Below are 22,289 nucleotides of genomic sequence, written 5' to 3' on the forward strand. Positions count from 1 at the left end.
ATCAAGATATTTTTAAAATTTGTATTCAAAACTATCTTAATATTACTTTAATATAAATCATTTAATCTATTTTAACGTACAGCAGATATTAAAATATCAAAAAACAATGACATCTTCTAATCATTATCAAACCTAACAACTATCTTTATCATAAAACAGACATACTTGCTTATAAAATCACAAAACTTCATACCATTAAAAAAAACTTTAGTAACCATAGTTATCCTACTAGGGTGCGCCAATCTCCATGCTCAAATTGAAAAAATATATACATCATTAGAAGATGCACTTACTAATAAAGAACTTGTATATACGCTTGATTTAAGAAACAATGAACTTACTGAACTACCTGCATCTATTGGAGAACTTACAAACTTACAAACACTTTATCTGGAACAAAACAAACTTACTGAGTTACCAGCATCTTTCGGGAATCTCAAAAAACTGGAATTATTAATTTTATCAAACAATCAACTTAGTACCTTACCTGAATCCTTTGGGAGTCTTGAAAAATTAGGGTGGCTTGTTCTAAAAGAAAATAAAATTAATACATTACCCGTATCATTTGGAAATTTAAAAAACCTAAAAAAAATTGACGTACGGCAAAATCAGCTGACCGGTCTACCAGCTTCTTTTGGAAATCTGACTAACTTACGTGAAGTATTACTGGAGCAAAATCAAATTAATGATTTACCAGAATCCTTTGGTCAATTGATCAATTTAGAAGCATTGGACATATCAACTAACCAAATTAGTGAGCTCCCCATTTCAATTGGAAAACTATCTAAACTAGAATGGTTTGTTATAAAAGAGAATAAAATAACTCAACTACCAGAATCGATTTGTTCTTTAACAAGGTTAAGATCATTGTACCTAAATCATAATAAAATAAGTGCGTTACCTATACATCTAGATAAAGTAGTAACATTACAAGAGTTAGACCTCTCCGGAAATAAGTTTTCTGATCAGGAAAAAGTAAAAATCAAACAGCTATTACCTGCTTGTACGATTAGTTTTGATAGTGGGTATTATTCTTTGCAAAAAGCATTAGGAAACCGAAAAAATGTCTTTACCCTTCACCTATCCAATAAAAAAATCTCTAAACTACCCGAATCTATTGAATATCTTAAAAACCTGGATGGATTATACCTTAGAAATAATCGTCTGGTCACGTTACCCAAAACTATAGAAAAACTAAAAAAGCTAAGAATACTTTCATTATCCTATAATAGAATAACTGAAGTACCTGCATCAATTTACAAGCTAAAGAATCTGGAAGAATTATATCTGGATGGAAACAAAATATCAACATTTGAAACATCAATTGCAAATTTGAAAAATTTAAAGAAGCTTAAAATATTTGGCAATAACTTGTCAGAAACTGAAAAAGAAAGAATACAAGTATTGCTACCTAATTGTATTGTTAGTTTTTAGAATAAACGAGTTCTTTAATTATTTTTACTTTCTACATTTAAAAGCTGTATTTTTATTATTCTGCTTATGTAACTAAAGACATTTCTTAATCATTGTATCTATGGAAAAACACAAATGTGGCTGGTGTGTAGGAGACACCTTATATGAAAAGTACCACGATAACGAATGGGGAGTTCCTCTACATGATGATCAATTATTATTTGAATTCCTAATTTTAGAGACCTTTCAGGCTGGATTAAGCTGGATTACCATTCTGCGTAAACGTGAAAATTTTAGAGATGCTTTTCATAATTTTGATTATAAAATGATCGCGCAATACACAGATGAAAAGAAGGATGAGTTGCTACAAGATAAAGGAATTATCAGGAATAAGCTCAAAGTAAAATCTGCTGTTACCAATGCTCAGAATTTTATAAAGATACAAGATGAATTTGGCAGTTTTGATTCCTATATATGGAATTTTGTACAAGGAAAACCGATTGTTAACACTTGGAAAAACCATAAGGATTGTCCTGCCAATACTCAAGTTTCTGATACTATCAGTAAAGATTTAAAAAAACGTGGTTTCAAATTTGTGGGGTCTACAGTTATATATGCTTTCATGCAAGCTATTGGCATGGTCAATGACCATGAGATTGGATGTTTTAGATATAAAGAAGTTTAAAGCCATACAGATATATAGTACTTGTATATTTTTAGTCTGAACAACTATTTCTTCAAAAACCTATTTTAGAAACTTCATAAATACATCTCTAGGAATTTCTTTAGCTCCTAAACTAGCTAAGTGATCTGTATGTACTTGACAATCGATCAATCGGACTTCTTTTTCCTTCAAAAATTCGATTAATTTTATGAATCCAAACTTAGAAGCATTACTAACTTTAGAAAACATACTCTCTCCACAAAATATTTTTTTATCCGATAACCATACACCGTATAAACCACCTACCAGTGCTCCTTCTTGCCAGACTTCTGTTGAAATAATATAACCTAAGGCATATAAGTCTGTATATGCTTTCCTCATATCTGATGTAATCCAGGTACCATCTTGCCCAGGTCTGGAGGTAATTGCACAATGCTCAATCACTTGCTCAAAAACGGTATTAAAACTAATCGTAAATTGATCTTTACGGATTAATTGCTTCATACTTTTACTAATTTTTAGTTCCTCAGGAAAAAGTACCATCCTAGGATCAGGGCTAAACCACATAATAGGCTGACCTTCATCATACCAGGGAAAAATTCCATTCTGATATGCGTTGACTAATCGTGGCACAGAGAGATCTCCTCCTACTGCCAGCAACCCATCTTCATAGGCAGAAGATACAGGAGGAAATTGTATGGAACTATCTAGTAAGTACAAAACAAATGAGATAATATTTCTATAACGTTAAATATCAATTAGTTGTTTGATTTAGTCAAAAAAATCATAATCTTTGTTAAGACCTTTTAAGATAAATTTTGTTCATCATTGCTTTTTTGAGTTTTATTAAAAGGTTCATTTAAAATCACAATATGAAAAGTCCGACACAGATGTATCGGACTTTTTGCTTTTTTATCTTAATTGTAAACCTACAAATATCAAACTTCTAATAGGTTTAAGATACGTATAATTTCTAGCACCTAGAATGGAAGATCATCGTGATCATCTTCTGATAAATTCGTAGCCGGCTCAAAAGCTTCTGTCGGAGCTGCCGGAGCAGGAACAGAAGATGGAGCTCCTTGTTGTAAACTTTCTATTCTCCATCCTTGAATAGAATTAAAATATTTAGTTTCTCCTTGTGGGTTTACCCATTCTCTACCACGTAAATTGATGCTTATTTTTACATCTTGACCAGCTTGAAAAGAGTTTAACAAATCAACTTTGTCTTGCACAAACTCGACCATAATATGCTGTGGATATTGCTCTTCTGTAGTAACGACAATCTCTCTCTTTCTGAAACCATTGTTTCCAAAAGTTTGTGTCTCACCTACCATTTTTACTTTACCTTGTACTTCCATCTTATTTAGTATTGTATTGCTGCTAAAATATTCCATGCAGTATCTACTTCATTGATTTCTAAATACTGCTTTGCAAATTTATGAATTTCTATTAGGTTAGCATCCTGAATTTTATCTCTAATATCACTATTTTTATTAACAAAAGCTTTAGCAGTTGCATTTTTTGGCATCTTTTCTACATTTGCAAGTTTACCAAGGTCATTACCTGTAAATACTGTGCTATTTTTTATTTCCTTTGGCAATGCATCAATACCTATACCCAGCTTCTGTAATGGTTTTGGCACTTCAAACATACCTTGATTAGCACGTGTATACCAGTTTCCTCCCATACGAGCTACCTGATCTATTTTATGTTGATCGATTGCACCATCTGCGTTTAAAACATTCTCTTTTACGTGCATCATCAGCACCTCACAAATAATTAAATTTCCGGCACCGCCTTCTTCACCCATAGAAAGTACCTCATTTATTTTACATTCAAACTGAACCGGAGATTCTCCTACTCTAAAAGGCTTTACTTTTTTTGAAGGCACCATACTTAATCCGGATTTTTCGAACTCATTAACACCTTCTGCATACTCTGTACTCGACAATGACATTTGCTGTACAATATCATAAGATACAATGTTAATAACCACTTCTTTTGTCGCTAATGCATTATTCAGGGTATGTTTTGCTGTATTATCTCGTACTCGCCTGGCAGGAGAAAAAATAAGAATCGGGGGATTAGCACTAAAGACATTAAAAAAACTAAAGGGAGAAAGGTTTGGGTTACCCTCTGTATCAATTGTACTGGCAAAGGCAATGGGTCTTGGACCTACTGCACCTAGCATCATACCATGTAATTTACGTGTGGATACTTGGGATGGATCAATCTGTATCATAAAGAAGTTTAAAACTCAAATATACATATATAATGTTGTATTTATGGTAAAGGCAGGTGTGCAGATATGACTTTATGATAAAGATAACAGGCTTAGCGATTCTTCTTAAAGGACTAACTAAGTTTTGAAATTTACTTTAGTTTTAGATACTTGTTAATGAACCGGATGTTACGCATTATGTAATACCTCATCAAGAATTAGCCTAATTATTTAGATTTAGTTAACGAAATGAACGCAATAAAATAGTTTTAAAACGTTTATATTTAGGATTTAGTTAACACAATTTTTGTATGAATTTTTCTGACGAGCGTAATCTGGCCAGTTATTTTATAGTATTTGCAATGCTTGTTATCACAAGTCTTATACTGTGGAATACCTCCATTTTTCTGCAACGACTTAAAAAGGATGAAACTACAAAAATGCAAGTTTGGGCACAATCTTATAAAGCTCTCAATAGTGTACAGGAAGATGACTATTTGGATTTATCAATTCTAATAGGACAGACCAATACTACCATCCCCATTATCATTACCGATTTTAATGGAGATATTATTAAAGACTCATTAGGAAGGCTGGACAAGAACTCTGTTAAAAATTTACCAGATGATATCACAGAAAATGAATTAATAGATTATCTGGATGAGATGAAATCAGAAAATGATCCTATAATTTTAGATTTAAAAGGAACAGCTCAATATATATATTATGGAAATTCTGATATTTTAAAAAAACTAAAATATTACCCCATTACCATAGCTCTTATTCTGTTTCTTTTAATAGGTGTTACATATTTCTTTTTTATGACATCTAAGGCTAGTCAGCAAAACAAATTATGGGCAGGAATGGCTAAAGAAACTGCTCACCAAATAGGAACACCTCTATCCTCATTAGTAGGTTGGAACGAAATATTAAAACTGGAAAATGTTAATCCTGAATATATCGTAGAAATAGAGAAAGACATTTCGAGATTAAAAATGATTACTGAACGTTTTTCCAAAATCGGTTCGATCCCTAGTCTGGAAGAAGCAGATATTGTTAAAGAGACTAAAGAGGCATATACTTATTTACTAGCGCGAAGTTCTAAATTGATTAATTTTTCGCTTGATTTGCCAGAAGAAACAATACCTGTACAATTAAACCCTCAGTTATATAGTTGGACCATAGAAAACCTAGTAAAGAATGCAATTGATGCGATGCGTGGTAAGGGTGATTTACACGTTAGTCTTATACAAGATGATAAATGGGTATATATCCGTATTAAGGATACTGGAAAAGGGCTTCCTAAGAGTAAATTTACCAAAATCTTTGAACCCGGATATACTTCTAAAACCAGAGGATGGGGCTTAGGCTTATCTTTAGCAAAAAGAATTATAGAAGAATATCATTCTGGAAGAATTAAGGTTCATAGATCCGAAATTGGTAATGGAACCACATTTCAGATTTCTTTACGAAAGTCAGAAGAATTGATATAATTTTTATTGTAATCTATCATCTAATCTCTTCGTTCTTAATCCCCTATAGTTTTCACTATGTCTAGGTTTTCATAATAAATAATACAGTATGAATTGGTTAAATTAATAGATGACGGAATCTTAATTTAGAATAAACTAATAACTAGTAAAATAGTGTTTTTATGTTAAAAAATCATTTAACATAGGTAAGGTGTAAAAATATAACATATTATAAAACGTTATATCTTAAAAATACTAAAAGTGAAAACCGAATACATCCTATTAAAAGAAGCAATTCTAACTAATAATTGCCCGGAGTGTTATTCTAAAGATGGATTAACACTTTCCTTTAAACAAGAAAAATTGCACTCTAAGTTAATGACTAAAACAAAGAGGGAAATTATTGAACACATGAATTGCAAAACATGTGAAACCACAATTTTTCCTGGAAGATGGACTGATGATATTGAACGCACCTATGCGTATCATAAAAAAACAATAGCTCCAGAACCATCATCCATAAAATTTACTGGTATCTTCTATATTATTTTATTGGTGACATTACTCATCTTTACCGCTGGAGGGTTTTATCTGTATACCTTATATGGTAGTCAAATCTAACTTTGTATCATACATATTATCTGCACCAGCACATTTTGAAGAATCATAAAAATTATATACCAAGGTGCTTACTAACTAAGTATATTCTTTCATAGTGTTTCGTAATTCATCCGTAATTACGAATGTTTCATTTTTATGAAAATTAAAACACACAGCTACATCATGTCCTTCTGCACATAATATACCTTCATCATTATACAAGTAATGATGTAATCCAAAGCTTGAATTTTTTATGAATTCAACTTTCGTTTTAATGAGTACGTTTCCTGGAAAAAACAATGGATTTTTAAAATCACATTTTGTAGAAACCAACATAGGACCCTTTTTTGTCGATTTATATAAAGATGCTAATCCAGTTACTTCCCAAAACTGGACCCTTGCACTTTGCATATATTTCATAAAATTGACATTATTCACATGTTGATAGGTATCCATTTCGCTCCAATCAATTCTGAGTTTTAATGACAATTTACAACCTGAATCCATCATACCTACATATTGGATTGAATTTCTGTAGCCAGCAGCTCAAATTCTTCAGTAGACATAGATACTTTATGCTGAAATGTCATTTCTTTCATTGTACTGAGTGGTATCAAATGTACGTGTACGTGAGGAACCTCAAGCCCTACAACTGCCATACCAACACGTTTACAGGAAACTGATTTTTCCAGTGCTATCGCTACTTTTCGAGAAAAACGCATCAATGCTATGTACGATTCTTCATCAAGGTCAAAAATTTTGTTTTCCTCTTTTTTAGGAATGCATAATGTATGACCTTTTGCATTCGGATTTATATCCAGAAAAGCATAAAAGTGGTCATCTTCGGCGATTTTATAAGAGGGGATCTCGCCGTTGATAATTTTAGTAAATAGGGTAGACATTGTTACAAGTTTAGTTGTTCAAATGTACTAAATCTAGGTTACTTCTCACTATTTCAGAATCCTAAAAAACCTTTCTTTTACAGAAAAGAAAGGTTTTATTAACATACGACATTTTTTAATCTACTCTCGTGTAATTTCTATAATATCAAATTTCATGGTTCCATTAGGCACCTGAATTTCTGCTACATCACCTACACTTTTACCTAAAAGACCTTTACCAATAGGAGAATCTACAGAAATTTTTCCGGTTTTAAGATCGGCTTCACTCTGCGCCACAAGCTTATAGCTCATTTCAGCACCATTTGTTTGATTTTTAATCTTTACGGTGGAGTGCACCAAGGCTTTGGATGTATCTAATTGAGATTCATCAATTAAACGAGCTCCGGAAAGCGTTTCTTCTAATTTAGAAATTCTCAACTCTAATAGCCCCTGTGCCTCTTTTGCCGCATCATACTCAGCATTTTCACTTAAATCTCCTTTATCTCTTGCTTCAGCAATCGCTTGTGATGCTTTTGGTCTCTCTATATCTTTAAGTTGATTGACCTCGTCTCTCAACTTTTTTAACCCCTCAGCGGTGTAATAAGATACTTTGCTCATAACTTCATCGTTTATATAAATACAAAAAATCCCATCTTCATGGGATTTTAACTATAAACAAATATAATAAAAAAAAACCGCAATCATATTTTTGATTACTTTCGTCAAGTAAAAAAATAGTATAGCGTTCTGATATGATTTTTTTTAATCTAAAAAATGAAAAAAATGAAAAAGTTCTTATTGATATTCCTAAGCATCGTATCTCTATTTTCTTGTGCTTCTGATGACACAGAGAATAACAATCCCAATCTACCATCTATTGGTTTCACGTATCAAATCAACTTAGACCTGCCAGAATACAACAGTCTTAAATTTCCTGGAAACGAACAAGTTATTAATATACAAGGGGTAGGTATTAATGGAGTTGTAGTTTATAATGTGGATAATACATTATACACTGCTTTCGAAATTAGTGATCCCAATATTCCATTATCAGATTGTTCTGTGTTAACAATAAATGGTATTGAGGCTACATCTGATTGTGATAACGATAATGTTTATAATATTATTACAGGCCAACAAACTCAAGGAACCGGAGGTTTTCCTCTTTTAGCCTATCAAGTGCGAAGAGATGGTAATACAATCACTGTTTCTAATTAAATCAATGATAACTGGATAAACCACCTTTTAAATTTAATACATCCAGATCATTTCTATGCTCTTTGATCATCTGGATTGCTTTTTTACTTCTTATACCAGATGCGCAACAAACAATGATTTGCTTTTGATTATCTAATGTAGAAATTTTATCCGTAAGTTTCTCTAAGGGTATATGCATCCCTCCAATATTAAAATTCTGAAACTCCGAGTATGATCTAACATCCAGAATTTGAAATTTCTCTATATTTTTCTTTACTTCTGAAACCGAAATCTCCTCCACCATCACCTCATTAATCCCACAGAAAAAATCATAATTATCTTCAAGTTGATAAATTTTGATGGTATCATTTTTTTTAAAACTAAGTATTTGTTGTTGTAACGTAAGCGTATCAAAATACAATAATTTTCCGCGTAATACGTCTCCAATACCTGTAATCATTTTCAGCACTTCATTCGCTTGAAGACTACCTATGATTCCTGGCAAAACTCCTAGCACTCCTATCTCAGAACAGTTAGGAACTGTATTGGGTGTAGGAGGATCAGGAAACAGACATCGATATGTGGGACCATTTTGATAATTAAAAACAGAAACCTGCCCCTGAAACTTAAAAATAGAGCCAAACACTAAGGGTGTATCAGTCAGCACACATGCATCATTCACAAGATATCGTGTTGGAAAATTATCGCTTCCATCTACTACAATATCGTATATTGAAAAAAGATCAAGAACATTATCAGTATTCAACTTTTCGTTATAAACTTTAAAAAAAACAAATGGATTTAACTTAGATAATCTTTCTGAGATCACCTCTGCTTTTGATTTTCCCAGATCATCTATTGTATATATGATTTGCCGCTGAAGATTGGTTTGATCAACTACATCATGATCAATAACACCAATTGTCCCGACACCTGCAGCTGTGAGGTACTGCAAAACTGGACACCCTAATCCTCCGGCACCTATCACTAAGACCTTAGTAGATTTTAACTTTTCTTGCCCAATCAGCCCTATCTCATCCAATAGGATGTGGCGACTGTATTGTATTTTTTCTTCTTTGCTAAGCATAGGTTTTGAAAGACTTTGATTGGATTTTATTTTTTTGGTTTCTTTTATTAATAGCTATTTTTATAGATTATGTTAAAATAACTATTATTAATTTTCCGAATTCAAATTAAATAGTAATTTACTGATATATAGTTATTAAAAATATTTTTCCGAATTCAAATTAAATAAAAACTAGCTAAAAATCATTATACTAAAGTTGGTTCATATTATATAGTTCAATAAACAATTAGCTCCAATATGGCACATAAACACTAAACTTTTTAGAAACGTTTTCTGAATCTTTAGGTTTAATTTTTCCAACTTCAATAGCTTCTTTTATTAGTAAAGATATTTGAGCAGCCTGTTTATCGTGCATTCCAAATCCTTATTGAAAGTGCCTTCCAAAATTACATTTTTCTCCTGTGAAATACATTAATTGAAAACTAGAAAATATAATTTTGTTTTATATATGAAAAATTTTTAATATAAGATATAACAAGCAATTACTATTGTATTTTTTACTTTACCGCCAATTATGAGCCCAGTCTTTCCAGACGACCTCTAATCCTTTTGATTTTAGCATGGTTACTACTTCTTCTGTAGAACGCTCATCAGAAATCTCAAATTGCTCCAGAGATTTTGGATCTACGACATATCCTCCCGGATTAGTTTTAGATGCTGCACTTATGGAGGTAATCCCCAAATTTACTATATTTTCTCTAAAAACTTCACTCTCACGTGTTGACATAGAAAGCTCCACATCTTCATCCAGTAACCTAAAAGCGCAGATCAACTGAACAAGATCTGCATCACTCATAGCAACTTTGGGCTCTAATCCTCCACTATGTGGTCTTAATCTGGGAAAGGAAATAGAGTATTTTGTTTTCCAATAGGTCTTTTGTAAATATAAAAGATGTAATGCCGTAAAAAAGCTATCCGCTCTCCAATCTTCTAATCCAAATAGTGCTCCTAATCCTATTTTATGAATTCCTGCTTTACCCAAACGATCCGGAGTTTCTAATCGATACTCAAAATTGGATTTCCTTCCTTTTGGATGATGCTTTTTATACTCTTCTTTATGATATGTTTCCTGATATACTAATACTGCATACAATCCACTATCAATAAGTAATTCATAATCCGGTTGATCCATAGGTTGTACTTCTATGGTAATATTAGCAACCTTATCTCGTATTAATCGAATTGCATTGTTAATATAATCCACTCCTACGGTTTTATTTGCCTCTCCTGTCACAAGTAATATATGCTTATATCCTTTTGATTTCAAAAAGGCAACTTCTTTTAGAATTTCTGCATCTGTCAATGTCTTTCTGGGAATTACATTAGTCATGCTAAAACCACAATAGGTACAAATATTCTGGCATTCATTACTTAGATACATAGGAGCATACATCTGTATGGTATTGCCAAATCGTTTTTTTGTGATTTGATAACTCTTTTGTGCCATCTGTTCTAAATATGGCTTGGCTGCCGGAGAAATTAACGCTTTAAAATCTTCTAATGTACGTTTTGGATTATTTAATGCGTTCTTTACATCGCTCTCGGTTTTGGAAAAAATATCAGAGCTTATTTGATCCCAATTATATTGATTAAAAATTGTTTTAAAGGTTACCATAGGTTACTATTGCTTTTAGCCTTTAGCTTTTATTTTTGAATGTAATGAATTTAACATTTTTCATACTTCGACTATTCGTAAGTTTAACTCCTCAAACTCTTCTTTACTTATATATTCAATATCTTTAATGCAAGATGATATGATTTTTTCTAAACGTTATAATTTCTAAAATTTCTCATTTTTCCTGTTATTCGGAGAATGGTTTTTAATTATAAATAAAATTTTTCTAACTGCAAAAAGCTAATAAGCTAACCCTTACTACTTAAAAAAGATGTCAATGGGCTACTTGCTTCTGCGCGTTTCTGTATTGGCGCTAACTTGGCATTATAGGCTATTCTACCGGCTTCTACTGCGAGCTTAAAGGCTTTTGCCATCGCTACAGGTTTCTGAGACACCGCAATAGCCGTATTTACTAATACCGCATCCGCACCAATTTCCATAGCATGAGCAGCATGCGATGGACTCCCAATACCAGCATCTACAATAACAGGAACAGCACTTTGGTCTATAATAATTTCTAAAAATTCTAATGTTTTTAACCCTTTATTACTCCCTATAGGTGCACCCAAGGGCATAACGCACTGTACACCTACTTCTTCTAATCGTTTGCATAAAACAGGATCTGCATGGATATAGGGCATGACCACAAAACCTAATCTAATCAGTTCTTTAGCTGCTTTTAATGTCTCTATTGGGTCTGGCAATAAATACTTGGGATCTGGATGAATCTCTAACTTAATCCAGTTAGTCTCTAACGCCTCTCTTGCCAATTGTGCTGCAAAAACAGCCTCTTTTGCAGTTCTAACTCCGGAAGTATTAGGTAGCAAATTGATTCTGGAATGCTCTAAATGTCTTAGAATATCATCATCCTCATTATGTACATCTACCCGTTTTAATGCTACTGTTATCAACTCACTTTCTGAAACTATTAGTGCTTCACGCATAAGACTTGATGAACTAAATTTGCCAGTACCGGTAAATAATCTAGATGAAAATTCTTTATCTGCAATTTTTAATGTGTCCATTTGTGTTTTACTTTTATCATCAACAGTCTATATCAATGCTCTTATATTTTGTATAATTTCTTCTAAACCTCCCTGGCCTGTTAACATTCCAGAAACTGCAATTCCTTGTACTCCAGATTCCAAAATACCTTCAATATCATTTAATTCAATACCACCTATAGCGATAATAGGTGTGTTAGCATGCTGTTTACTTAGTTCTAAAACAATTTTTTGATATCCCTCCAGACCAAGTATTGGGCTTAATTTTTGCTTAGTAGTAGTATATTTATAAGGTCCTAATCCTATATAATCTACCTCATCTTTAATATGATGCAAGCAATCCTCTAGTGTATTTGCAGTCCCTCCAATAATAGCATTCTCACCAAGAATCTTTCTGGCTTCTTTAGGATTCATATCCTGTAATCCCAGATGTACACCATCGGCTAGTGAAGCTTTAGCAATACTAACATGATCATTCATAATCATAATCGCTCCATACTGATCACATATATTTCTGCACGCTAATGCTGTATTGAGATAGGTTGCCATATCTACATTTTTTAATCGTAATTGCACCCATCTACACCCGGCTTCGCAAGCTTCTCCAATATGAGCTAAATGTTGTTCTGGAGTTTCTCCTTGTGATATGTATTGAATTTTAATCATAAATAATGTTTTACTTCTGACTTCTTCTGTTTTTATTATCTAGATATTGTGATATCCTAACAAGTCTGTAGTAGAACTCAGAACTTTTTCTGTATATAATTTCCCTCTCAGGCAGGCCTTTGGTAATGAGAAACCCATAGCTAACTGTACAGTAATAGCTGATGACAAAATACAACCGCTACCGTGTTTCTCTGTTATTTTACTCGTTTCTGGATTGATCTCAAATTTCTTTCCTTCTTTTGTAAATAAAACATCCACACCTCTACAATCTGTTCGATGTCCTCCTTTTAGCAATAAATTTGTTTTGCTTTTAATATGGCTAATGGTGTCTGCAATGGTTTTATCCATATATAATTTTTCTATTTCCTGGTAATTAGGAGTCAGTAAATAAATTTTTTTGAGTATTTCGTCTAATTGATGATTCAATTTTTCAGAGTCCATACTAGTATCTTCTGATATGATTCCTGATTTTTGAAAATCAAAATCAGAACTAGCGTTTAGTACAGGGTCTAAAACAATTTTAACATTGTTATTCTTTACTAATACGAAATCAATAACCTCAGCTAATACCTCCAAATTCTGAATAATTCCAATTTTCACAAAATTAATTTCAAAACGATCAAATAATATTTTGATTTGATTTTTGATCACCTCTATATCTGTCCAAAAACAGGCATCAAATAAAATATCAGTCTGAACAGTATTAGCTGTACAAACCGCCAATCCATACCCCTTTAATGCCTCCATTGTTTTAACATCAGCCGTGATCCCTGCACCGCCTGATGGGTCAAAACCTGCGATTGTTAAGATATATGGACGTTTTTCCACCTAAATTTATATTTGTTACCTTTTAATTATTCGATTTTTTTATATCTTAATTTCAATTCATTAGCCACTTTGTCAAAAAGAAGAATTTGAAATCTATAAAACGCGCCTTCAGTCGTTTTAACAATAAAAAATAAACCACTTTTAATCTCATCAGCATCAAGCTTTTCTCGATTAATTTCTAATTTTTTGGCGTCTTCTAAAGTTACAGACAGACTATCCTCCAATGTAAGTAGCTGAGGACGTAAACCACTGTCATTAATACTTATTGAAGCGAATTCAGGATCATCCGGTTCTATAAAAAAACCATTTTTAACCTTAATCCCCTTAAATGTTTCTTCTTCTGTTTTTCCTTTATCAAACTTTATTAATTCATGGGTATCCAGATTCAAAACTACCGCTGGATAGGTCCCAAAACTATCCTTATTGATAATTATCTCATGAGCTGGTGAAGAAGTTTGTTCTGCACTACTATCCTGAGCTCTTATGAAGCTCTGCGACCATATAATAGCTACTACTAAAAGAGTTCTTATATACATCATTTTAATTTTTTATTTATTTTTATAAAACTTTGTACCGGATTACTTGTATTCCAAACCCCTCCTAAAACGCCTACTCCTTTATACCCTAAATCTAATGTTGCTTGTATAGTATTTTCATTCACACCTCCCATTCCTATAACTTTTTTGTTTATATCAGAAACATCAAAGCCTTTACCTTGATATCCTTTTTTAGAAATAGATCCAAACACCGGACTCAGTAACACATATTCAAAATCAGTAGTACACGCGATAATATCTTCTTTAGAATGAAAAGAACTGGTTACAGAAAATCCTTTATTGATATATCTACGAACAGTTACTTCTAAATCATCTTCTAAATCCAATCTAGCTTGCTCCTGCAAATGTACTCCTCTTAGTCCATAAACTGTAGTCAATTCTGGAAATTGATGTGTCATAATCCTGTTGTGATAGTTAACATCAATCAGATCTAACAATACTTTATACCCTTCTATTGTAAATGTAGGTTTACGCAAGTGTAATATTTCTAAGCCAGCGGTAAACAAGGCATTAATTTGTGCTGCCTCATTATCTAATGGTTGCTCTGAAGTGATGACAATTATCATGTATATATCCCTAAATAAAGTTGACTGTTTTTAATTTCATAATCCGATACATATTTACATTTTGCATTCTCAGTCCTAATACTTAGGACATCTCTCCCAGAGGGAGAGAAACTAAAATTGTTCTTTGATTCATTTTTTTCTTAATACTCATTACTAACTAAGTCTATAGATAAACTTCACTTCCTTTTTCTTTAAATTCCTTTGATTTTTCTTGCATTCCTTCTTCTAATGCTTTTTGGTCATCGATTTCTTTCTGTGCTGCATACTCTCTTACTTCCTGAGAGATCTTCATCGAGCAGAATTTTGGACCACACATACTACAAAAGTGAGCAATTTTAGCACCTTCTGCCGGTAATGTTTCATCGTGATATTCTCTTGCTCTTTCTGGATCTAATGCCAGATTAAACTGATCTTCCCATCTAAATTCGAATCTCGCTTTACTTAACGCATCATCTCTATGTTGTGCTCCTGGGTGTCCTTTTGCTAAATCCGCAGCATGGGCTGCCAGTTTATAAGTAATAACTCCTACGCGTACATCTTCTTTATTTGGTAATCCTAAATGTTCTTTTGGAGTAACATAACACAGCATAGCCGTTCCATACCATCCTATCATAGCCGCTCCAATCCCAGAAGTGATATGATCATACCCAGGTGCAATATCTGTAGTCAAAGGACCAAGCGTATAGAAAGGCGCTTCTCCACATGCCTCTAATTGTTTATCCATATTAGCTTTGATCATATGCATAGGTACATGACCTGGTCCTTCTATAAATGTCTGCACATCGTGTTGCCACGCAATTTTTGTCAACTCACCAAGTGTTTCCAGTTCTGCAAACTGTGCTTCATCATTAGCATCAGCGATCGATCCAGGACGTAATCCGTCTCCTAGAGAAAATGCTACATCATAAGCTTTCATAATCTCACAGATATCTTCAAAATGTGTATACAAAAAACTTTCTTTATGATGTGCTAAACACCATTTTGCCATAATGGATCCTCCACGAGAAACGATTCCTGTAATTCGTTTGGCAGTCATAGGCACATAGGCTAATCGTACTCCTGCGTGTATTGTAAAATAATCTACTCCTTGTTCTGCTTGTTCTATTAATGTATCTCTAAAGATTTCCCAAGTAAGATCCTCTGCCTTGCCATTTACCTTTTCAAGCGCTTGATAAATAGGTACAGTTCCTATTGGAACTGGTGAATTACGTATAATCCACTCACGGGTTTCATGAATATTCTGTCCTGTAGAAAGATCCATAATATTATCTGCACCCCAACGACATGCCCATACTGCTTTTTCTACCTCTTCCTCTATACTGGAGGTAGTTGCAGAATTTCCAATATTCGCATTAATTTTTACCAGAAAATTACGTCCTAAAATCATAGGTTCTGCCTCTGGATGATTAATATTAGAAGGAATGACTGCTCTACCTCTTGCCACTTCATCTCTAACAAATTCTGCTGTAATTACCTTTGGAATACTGGCTCCAAAATCCTGACCTTCATGTTGTTCTGACAATCGATGTACTTCTTGTAGTTTTTGGTTCTCTCGTATAGCAACATACTCCATTTCCGGAGTAATTATTCCTTGTTTGGCATAATACATTTGAGAAACATTCTTTCCTGTCTTTGCTCGTTTTGGTTTACGTACATGGTTAAAACGCAAATGATCTAAACTAACATCGTTCAAACGTTCATTAGAATACATTGATGAAAATTCCTCTAATTCTTCTACATCTCCACGATCCATCACCCATTGTTCTCTTATAGGTTCTATACCATCCTGTATATTCAAAATTTTAGAAGGATCCGTATATGGACCACTCGTATCATATACAGTAACGGGCTGGTTTGATGTCTTCTTTTTAGAAAAACTATCAACAGTATCATCCAAAGCAATTTCTCGCATTGCCACATTAATTTGTGGATGGATACTTCCTTTTACATAGATTTTTCTAGAATTGGGAAATGGAGTTGTACTAATTACATGTTCCTGTGGTGCACTATCTTTTTTCTTCATCAGTATTAAATTTTTATTTTTTCCTTCAGTTTTTATCAGAAACGCTTGTTTTAACCACCCTGCGTTGCTTGAATAATAGTTATGGAGTCATTGGCATGTAAGCATGTTTCGTCCCATGCAGTTTTCGAAATCACTATATCATTAACAGCAATGGCAACTCCTTTTGATACAATATTTAATTGCTCCAATAGTGTTGATATTGAAGTGTTTTCTAAAACAGATTGCGATTGGTTATTAATGTTTATGGTCATATCAAATAAATAAACTCATAAACTTTAGGCAGATACCTACTTGAAAAGAAAATCACATATACCGTATGTGAAGATAACTTTTCCCTTCGTCGGTACTAACCGCATCAGGTTCAAAGGGTATTTCTCAGAATCCGCAATAGCGAATACACCCCTAAAGTTCATATATATCATAAAAATACTCTAAAAAAAGCGATTGAAAATATTTTCAATCGCTTTTTAACTTAAAATTTTAATGTTGCACCCAGAAGAAAGTTAATTCCTGCTTGTGGATAAAAGAAAGCTTCTTCAACAGTGCTTACAGTTCCTGGATTACTAAAATTATCATCATAAAAGAAATAATATCCATTAGACTCATACTCTTCATCAAAAATATTATTAACCAAACCAGTTAAAACTATAGATTTAAATACTGGTACATTCTTGATTTCATACACGATATTAAGATCATTCACAAAAAAACTATCTAACTTAGACAGTTCACTATCAATATTACCCATATACTGTTCTCCTACAAACTTTGATAAAAGAGAAAACTGGATATTTTTTACTGGTTGATATACAAATTGATTACCTGCGACAATATTAGGAGAATATGAAATATTGGTCTCGCCTAAGTTAACTTCAACTCCATCTACTGAAGCTATAAAGTTCTTATTCTTATTAAGGCTTAATGCTACATTGGGGCGAAGACTGAACTTTTCTGTAATACTTAAATCAGCGTCAATTTCAATTCCTAAACGATAACTCTCATCAATACTCGCTTTAATAGGTGCACCCACATCATCTAAAGCTCCTGTAAGTACTAATTGATCTTTATACCACATATAATAAATATTGGTATTCACAATTGCGTTCCCTTTTTTAAATCTCCATCCTAACTCGATATCATTCAATTTTTCTGCCGTACTAATCCCATTTTCAAAATCATTCCTATTGGGTTCTCTATTGGCTCTTGCGTACGATGTATATAATTGATGTGCTTCATTGATCTGATAGGTTGCTCCCAATTTTGGATTAAAAAATTCATAATTTTCATCTACTTCTAATGGGATACGATCTGATGTCAATCCAGATGTCTCATATCCAACAAAACGACCCTGGAGATCTAAGAAGGCACTCCATTGACTATTCATTCTATAGGTTGTTTTACCAAAAACTGTAAATTCATTTTTTGTTCCATTACCAAAATAATATTGATCTCTGATCTCTGATCCACCAGCATTCTGAGCCCAGATCACTTCTCCAAAATGATCTCCATCATAATGACTATAAAATGCTCCAAAATCTACCTTTAGGTTCTCATTTTTATAATTTGCAGAAGCATTGATTACATAAAAATCGTTGTCCAACCATCTACGACGGATTAAATCTGTGGTATTGATGGTTTCTCCTCCTATTTCAATAGGAGTAAAATCATAATCCTCAAAATCTTCATCCTCTTTATATTGCTCAAAAAATCCTCTTCCGTAGGTGTAATTAAGTCCTATATTAGTAGACCAATTATTATTGTATTTTTGATTCCAGTGTAATTGGTAGTGATCTTGTTTATAGTTATCTACTTCATTATCGTAAAATCGTGTAGTACCATCCGCATCTGTATACTGACCTACAGAATTAAAAGTTCTATCGTTTTCTAATTTTTCCGGATCTCCCAGACCATTCCACGATTGATAGGTTATTTCGTGTCCCCCAAATGTGATAGCTTTAATCAATGTATTATCGTCTACATAAGAACCTTGCAAAAAATATGATTTAAGGTCAGAAGATGCTCTGTCTATATATCCATCAGAAGCAATAGCGGATAATCGACCCGCTATCTCGATATGATCATTTAGAAGTCCTGTGCTAAATTTAATTGCGTGTCTTCTGGTTCCAAAAGACCCGACAGTGTTAGAAATTTCGCCATTTGCTTCTGTAGCAACTGCATCTGTCAATAAATTTAGACTTGCTCCAAAAGCTCCGGAACCATTGGTAGAAGTACCTACGCCACGTTGTAATTGTAAATTTTCTACAGAAGATGTAAAATCTGGTAGGTTTACCCAGAATGTACCCTGACTCTCTGCATCATTAAAAGGAATTCCATTTAAAGTAACATTCACTCTGGATGCATCACTACCACGTACACGGATGTAGGTGTAACCTACACCAGCTCCTGCATCTGATGCAGTAACAACCCCGGGCAAATAGTTAAGCAGAATAGGAATGTCTTGCCCCAGATTACGGGTTGCTAATTCTTCTTTAGACACATTAGAATGTGTTATGGGTGAATCTGCTTCCACACGAACAGATCTAACCAAAACCTCCTCTAGCTTTTCTAATTTTATAGTGGTAGAATCTGTTTGTTGTTCTTGTGCTATTACCTGAAAACTCAGTAATACTGCGGTAAGATAAAATAATATATGTTTCATTCGTAAACTATTTCCTACGAATAAAAGGGGCTATTATTCTTTATTATAATCAAGTTAAAATCAGTATTGACTACCAATACTTATATGCGTGTTCCCATAACTATAATTTCACAAAGAAATTAATCATTATTTTTAATTGTCCCTTGGCAGCATTATCCGCCCAGGTTCATTGGGTATGATCTCAGCCTTTTCAAATTATTAGTTTTTTAATATTACTATCTGTAACTATAAAATCAAACCTGAAAAAAAGCACCCCTTTGAGATTTTGGCGCAAAAATACTATCTTTTATTGATTTATTGTAACTTTAATACATTTAAAACAATGCTTCTACTTTTTTCAAGTTATAGGAATACATTTTTAATTTTTGATACATCTAAAAACAAGAAGTAATACAATGAATAGATGAAAAACACAAAACGCTCTGTAACTCTAAAAATAATTGCCGGTTATGGTCTTGCATTTGCACTTGCATTAATTACATTTTATGTGGTGTATAACCAACTAGATAATTATACGGAAATCACTGAAAGAAAAAACGATAATAATGAAAAACTTTTCTTGGTAGGAGAAGCAATCACCAGTTTGTACGAAGCAGAAAGCTTAGTCAGGAATATCATTCAAACATCAGATGCAGAAAACTTTAAAAATTACAGAGCTAAGATTGACTCTATTATAAATACTATTGATAAAGTGGGTGAAATGTCATTTGACACACTACAAGTTCGAAAAATTGATAGTATTAAAATATTAATAGATAGTAAAAACAAAAACTTTGAAAAGCTCATTGCGGTATATGAACAAAATAAAAAAGGTTTAAAAGAAAATGTAATTGAACAACTAAAAAAATCCAATAAAGATTATGGTAATTACCGTGATTATGATAAAAGATTCGAAAATTATAGCCCTGCGAGCAAACAAGCATTAAAAAATATACTGGACTGGTCAAAGAAAGATAATGCAGAGCGATTAACCAGTCAGACGTTAGATTCCGTTTCTAATCGTTTCTATAAAATCCTGGCCAATATCGAACAAAAAGAAAGAAACTATCAAAAAATTATAAAGGCAAGAGAAAATAATCTTTTAAAAAATGATCAAATAATCACCAAACAGCTACGTGATTTAATGGCTTCAATGGAGGATAATGAACGGAAAAAATATTTATCTAAACTTGACCGGTCTAATCATATATTGAATACCACATTTGACTTTATTCTAATTATAGGAGCTATTAGTCTCCTTATCGCGATCATATTCTTATTCTTAATCACAAAAGATGTATCTAAGAGCCAGAAATATCGTAATGAGCTGGAAGAAGAAAAAATATATACAGAATCCTTACTTAAAACAAGGGAAACCTTAATTAACACAGTAACGCATGATCTTCGTTCTCCATTAAATGCTGTCATAGGATATTCTGACTTATTAGACAGAACAGGATTAAACAATAAACAAAAGCATTATCTGAGTCATTTAAAAAAATCATCAGATTATATTTTACACCTTGTTAATGACCTTCTGGATTTATCAAAGTTAGAAGCAGGAGGCATGATTATTGAAGAACTACCGTTTTCGCCTCATAAACTTATCGAAAATACGGTCTCCAGTGTTCTACCAACTGACAATAAAAAAAACCTGAACATTTCAATCACATCTGATATTCTACTTAAAAAGCAATATCTAGGAGATCCTTTTAGAATTAAACAAGTATTAACCAATTTATTTAGTAATGCTTACAAATTCACAGATAAAGGCACTATCACTATTAATAGTAAAATTACAGAAAATGGTCTTGCTGAAAAAGTGCTTGTTATATCAGTAAAGGATACTGGAATAGGAATTACTAAGGAACAACAGCAATTTGTTTTTAATGAATTTTCTCAAGGAGATAAAGGAATAGAAAAAAAATATGGTGGTTTTGGCTTAGGGTTAGCTATCACTAAAAAAATTATTGATTTACTGAATGGAAAAATAACATTAGAAAGTGAACCAGAAAAAGGAAGTAATTTCACCTTTTATATCCCTATTAAATTAGCAAACTCTCAAATTAATGAAGAAGAGACTGAAACAAAAGAACTTCAGCATTTCCCTAATAAAAAAGTATTAATTGTTGATGATGATCCCAGTCAATTAGAGTTGACTAGTGAGGTAGTATCATTAGCTGGATTATCTTATGATACCGGTAGTAATGGTGTAGAAGCAATTTCACTTCTTAACAAAAACACCTATGACCTTATTCTCACGGATATCCAAATGCCAAAAATGGATGGTTTTGAGCTTTTAAAAGCCATTCAAAACGATTCTAAATTTAAACATCACAACATCATTGCCTTGTCTGGAAGAACCGATACCTCAGCTACAGATTACAAAGAAGCTGGTTTTTCTGGGAGTTTACGTAAGCCATATGCTCCAAAAGCATTAATTGATTTAATAGCAACTGTTTTACATATGGATCCAATTCATGTGATCGATGAATCCACAACAAAAGATACTAATAGCGATGATACTTATTCATTAAAAGATTTAATGTTATTTGCACAGGGTGACACAGAATCATTGTATGCTATTCTAGATACATTTTATAAAAGTACTCTAGAAAATATTGAAGAATTAAAGGTGGCAATCGAGCAACAAGATATCGATCATATTAGACGTTTGGCACATAAGATGCTACCTATGTTTAAACAAATCAGAGCAAACAAGGTTACCTCAATATTAGGACAATTAGAACATATAGATACCTCTGTTACAAAAAAAGAAGATGTTTTAGCATTAGCAATAGATGGAATCAATCAAATTGAGGAACTCATTGAAAAAATTCAGGTTCAGAATTAGACT

23 protein-coding genes and 1 riboswitch are annotated in these 22,289 nt (G+C 32.8%); of the genes, 6 read left to right on the top strand and 17 right to left on the bottom strand.

Features of this window, described 5'->3' with window-relative positions:
* The first annotated feature begins 165 nt into the window (after nt 1-165).
* Both ABD816_RS08265 and ABD816_RS08270 read left to right on the top strand, forming a co-directional pair.
* The gene (locus ABD816_RS08265) at nt 166-1,434 is read left to right on the top strand and encodes a leucine-rich repeat domain-containing protein (RefSeq protein WP_344926341.1); all 1,269 of its coding nucleotides are present in this window, start codon (nt 166-168) and stop codon (nt 1,432-1,434) included.
* 100 nt (nt 1,435-1,534) lie between these two features.
* Nucleotides 1,535-2,098, top strand: coding sequence for a DNA-3-methyladenine glycosylase I (locus tag ABD816_RS08270; protein ID WP_344926343.1), 564 nt, complete (start codon nt 1,535-1,537; stop codon nt 2,096-2,098).
* Between the two features lie 60 nt (nt 2,099-2,158).
* On the opposite strand, the gene aat is transcribed toward ABD816_RS08270, so the two are convergent.
* The 3 genes from aat to ABD816_RS08285 form a co-directional block, all read right to left on the bottom strand.
* Nucleotides 2,159-2,797, bottom strand: coding sequence for a leucyl/phenylalanyl-tRNA--protein transferase (gene aat, locus ABD816_RS08275; protein WP_344926346.1), 639 nt, complete (start codon nt 2,795-2,797; stop codon nt 2,159-2,161).
* A gap of 260 nt (nt 2,798-3,057) precedes the next feature.
* A complete protein-coding gene (locus ABD816_RS08280) occupies nt 3,058-3,435 on the bottom strand; it encodes a DUF3127 domain-containing protein (RefSeq protein ID WP_344926348.1) in 378 nt (125 codons plus the stop codon).
* A 5-nt stretch (nt 3,436-3,440) separates the two neighbouring features.
* Nucleotides 3,441-4,319 (bottom strand): flavin reductase family protein, encoded by an 879-nt coding sequence (locus ABD816_RS08285; protein WP_344926349.1) that lies wholly within the window; start codon nt 4,317-4,319, stop codon nt 3,441-3,443.
* A 290-nt stretch (nt 4,320-4,609) separates the two neighbouring features.
* On the opposite strand from ABD816_RS08285, the gene ABD816_RS08290 reads away from it, so the two are divergent.
* Complete coding sequence (locus ABD816_RS08290) at nt 4,610-5,791, top strand: sensor histidine kinase (RefSeq protein WP_344926351.1); 1,182 nt, start codon at nt 4,610-4,612, stop codon at nt 5,789-5,791.
* A 240-nt stretch (nt 5,792-6,031) separates the two neighbouring features.
* Nucleotides 6,032-6,391 carry a hypothetical protein gene (locus tag ABD816_RS08295; RefSeq protein WP_344926353.1) on the top strand — a complete coding sequence of 120 codons (360 nt, stop codon included), beginning with the start codon at nt 6,032-6,034 and terminating at the stop codon, nt 6,389-6,391.
* A 75-nt stretch (nt 6,392-6,466) separates the two neighbouring features.
* Here the strand turns inward: ABD816_RS08295 and ABD816_RS08300 are convergent, their stop codons facing one another.
* From ABD816_RS08300 to greA, 3 genes are all read right to left on the bottom strand, one after another.
* Nucleotides 6,467-6,880, bottom strand: a complete 414-nt coding sequence (locus tag ABD816_RS08300; protein ID WP_344926355.1) for an acyl-CoA thioesterase — start codon at nt 6,878-6,880, stop codon at nt 6,467-6,469.
* 2 nt (nt 6,881-6,882) lie between these two features.
* Nucleotides 6,883-7,272 (bottom strand): HIT family protein, encoded by a 390-nt coding sequence (locus ABD816_RS08305; RefSeq protein WP_344926357.1) that lies wholly within the window; start codon nt 7,270-7,272, stop codon nt 6,883-6,885.
* A gap of 120 nt (nt 7,273-7,392) precedes the next feature.
* Nucleotides 7,393-7,869 (bottom strand): transcription elongation factor GreA, encoded by a 477-nt coding sequence (gene greA / locus ABD816_RS08310; protein ID WP_344926359.1) that lies wholly within the window; start codon nt 7,867-7,869, stop codon nt 7,393-7,395.
* A 165-nt stretch (nt 7,870-8,034) separates the two neighbouring features.
* Between greA and ABD816_RS08315 the strand changes: the two genes are divergently transcribed.
* Entirely contained in the window at nt 8,035-8,469 is a 435-nt protein-coding gene (locus ABD816_RS08315) for a hypothetical protein (protein ID WP_344926361.1), read from the top strand.
* Nucleotide 8,470: 1 nt separating this feature from the next.
* Here ABD816_RS08315 and moeB read toward each other — a convergent pair whose 3' ends face one another.
* The 11 genes from moeB to ABD816_RS08370 form a co-directional block, all read right to left on the bottom strand.
* On the bottom strand, nt 8,471-9,535 hold the full coding sequence (moeB, locus tag ABD816_RS08320) for a molybdopterin-synthase adenylyltransferase MoeB (protein ID WP_344926363.1): 1,065 nt from the start codon (nt 9,533-9,535) through the stop codon (nt 8,471-8,473).
* 226 nt (nt 9,536-9,761) lie between these two features.
* Nucleotides 9,762-9,890 (bottom strand): hypothetical protein, encoded by a 129-nt coding sequence (locus tag ABD816_RS08325; protein WP_344926365.1) that lies wholly within the window; start codon nt 9,888-9,890, stop codon nt 9,762-9,764.
* Nucleotides 9,891-10,037: 147 nt separating this feature from the next.
* Nucleotides 10,038-11,150 (bottom strand): 2-iminoacetate synthase ThiH, encoded by a 1,113-nt coding sequence (gene thiH / locus ABD816_RS08330; RefSeq protein ID WP_344926367.1) that lies wholly within the window; start codon nt 11,148-11,150, stop codon nt 10,038-10,040.
* A 248-nt stretch (nt 11,151-11,398) separates the two neighbouring features.
* Nucleotides 11,399-12,175, bottom strand: a complete 777-nt coding sequence (locus ABD816_RS08335; protein WP_344926369.1) for a thiazole synthase — start codon at nt 12,173-12,175, stop codon at nt 11,399-11,401.
* 27 nt (nt 12,176-12,202) lie between these two features.
* Nucleotides 12,203-12,820: a thiamine phosphate synthase gene (locus tag ABD816_RS08340; RefSeq protein WP_344926370.1), complete on the bottom strand. Its 618-nt coding sequence runs from the start codon at nt 12,818-12,820 to the stop codon at nt 12,203-12,205.
* A gap of 39 nt (nt 12,821-12,859) precedes the next feature.
* Nucleotides 12,860-13,648: a hydroxymethylpyrimidine/phosphomethylpyrimidine kinase gene (locus tag ABD816_RS08345; protein ID WP_344926371.1), complete on the bottom strand. Its 789-nt coding sequence runs from the start codon at nt 13,646-13,648 to the stop codon at nt 12,860-12,862.
* 26 nt (nt 13,649-13,674) lie between these two features.
* Complete coding sequence (locus tag ABD816_RS08350) at nt 13,675-14,187, bottom strand: hypothetical protein (protein WP_344926372.1); 513 nt, start codon at nt 14,185-14,187, stop codon at nt 13,675-13,677.
* Nucleotides 14,184-14,771: a thiamine phosphate synthase gene (locus tag ABD816_RS08355; protein ID WP_344926374.1), complete on the bottom strand. Its 588-nt coding sequence runs from the start codon at nt 14,769-14,771 to the stop codon at nt 14,184-14,186. The genes ABD816_RS08350 and ABD816_RS08355 overlap by 4 nt, the downstream gene beginning before the upstream one ends.
* Before the next feature lie 163 nt (nt 14,772-14,934).
* Nucleotides 14,935-16,794: a phosphomethylpyrimidine synthase ThiC gene (gene thiC, locus ABD816_RS08360; RefSeq protein WP_344926376.1), complete on the bottom strand. Its 1,860-nt coding sequence runs from the start codon at nt 16,792-16,794 to the stop codon at nt 14,935-14,937.
* Nucleotides 16,795-16,844: 50 nt separating this feature from the next.
* Nucleotides 16,845-17,045 (bottom strand): sulfur carrier protein ThiS, encoded by a 201-nt coding sequence (gene thiS, locus ABD816_RS08365; protein ID WP_344926378.1) that lies wholly within the window; start codon nt 17,043-17,045, stop codon nt 16,845-16,847.
* Nucleotides 17,046-17,109: 64 nt separating this feature from the next.
* A riboswitch (TPP riboswitch) is annotated at nt 17,110-17,208 on the bottom strand.
* 58 nt (nt 17,209-17,266) lie between these two features.
* Nucleotides 17,267-19,453: a TonB-dependent receptor gene (locus ABD816_RS08370; protein ID WP_344926381.1), complete on the bottom strand. Its 2,187-nt coding sequence runs from the start codon at nt 19,451-19,453 to the stop codon at nt 17,267-17,269.
* 403 nt (nt 19,454-19,856) lie between these two features.
* On the opposite strand from ABD816_RS08370, the gene ABD816_RS08375 reads away from it, so the two are divergent.
* On the top strand, nt 19,857-22,286 hold the full coding sequence (locus ABD816_RS08375; RefSeq protein WP_344926383.1) for a hybrid sensor histidine kinase/response regulator: 2,430 nt from the start codon (nt 19,857-19,859) through the stop codon (nt 22,284-22,286).
* The last annotated feature ends 3 nt before the right edge of the window (nt 22,287-22,289 follow it).

It is taken from the genome of Aquimarina addita (assembly GCF_039539305.1).
Taxonomy (GTDB): domain Bacteria; phylum Bacteroidota; class Bacteroidia; order Flavobacteriales; family Flavobacteriaceae; genus Aquimarina; species Aquimarina addita.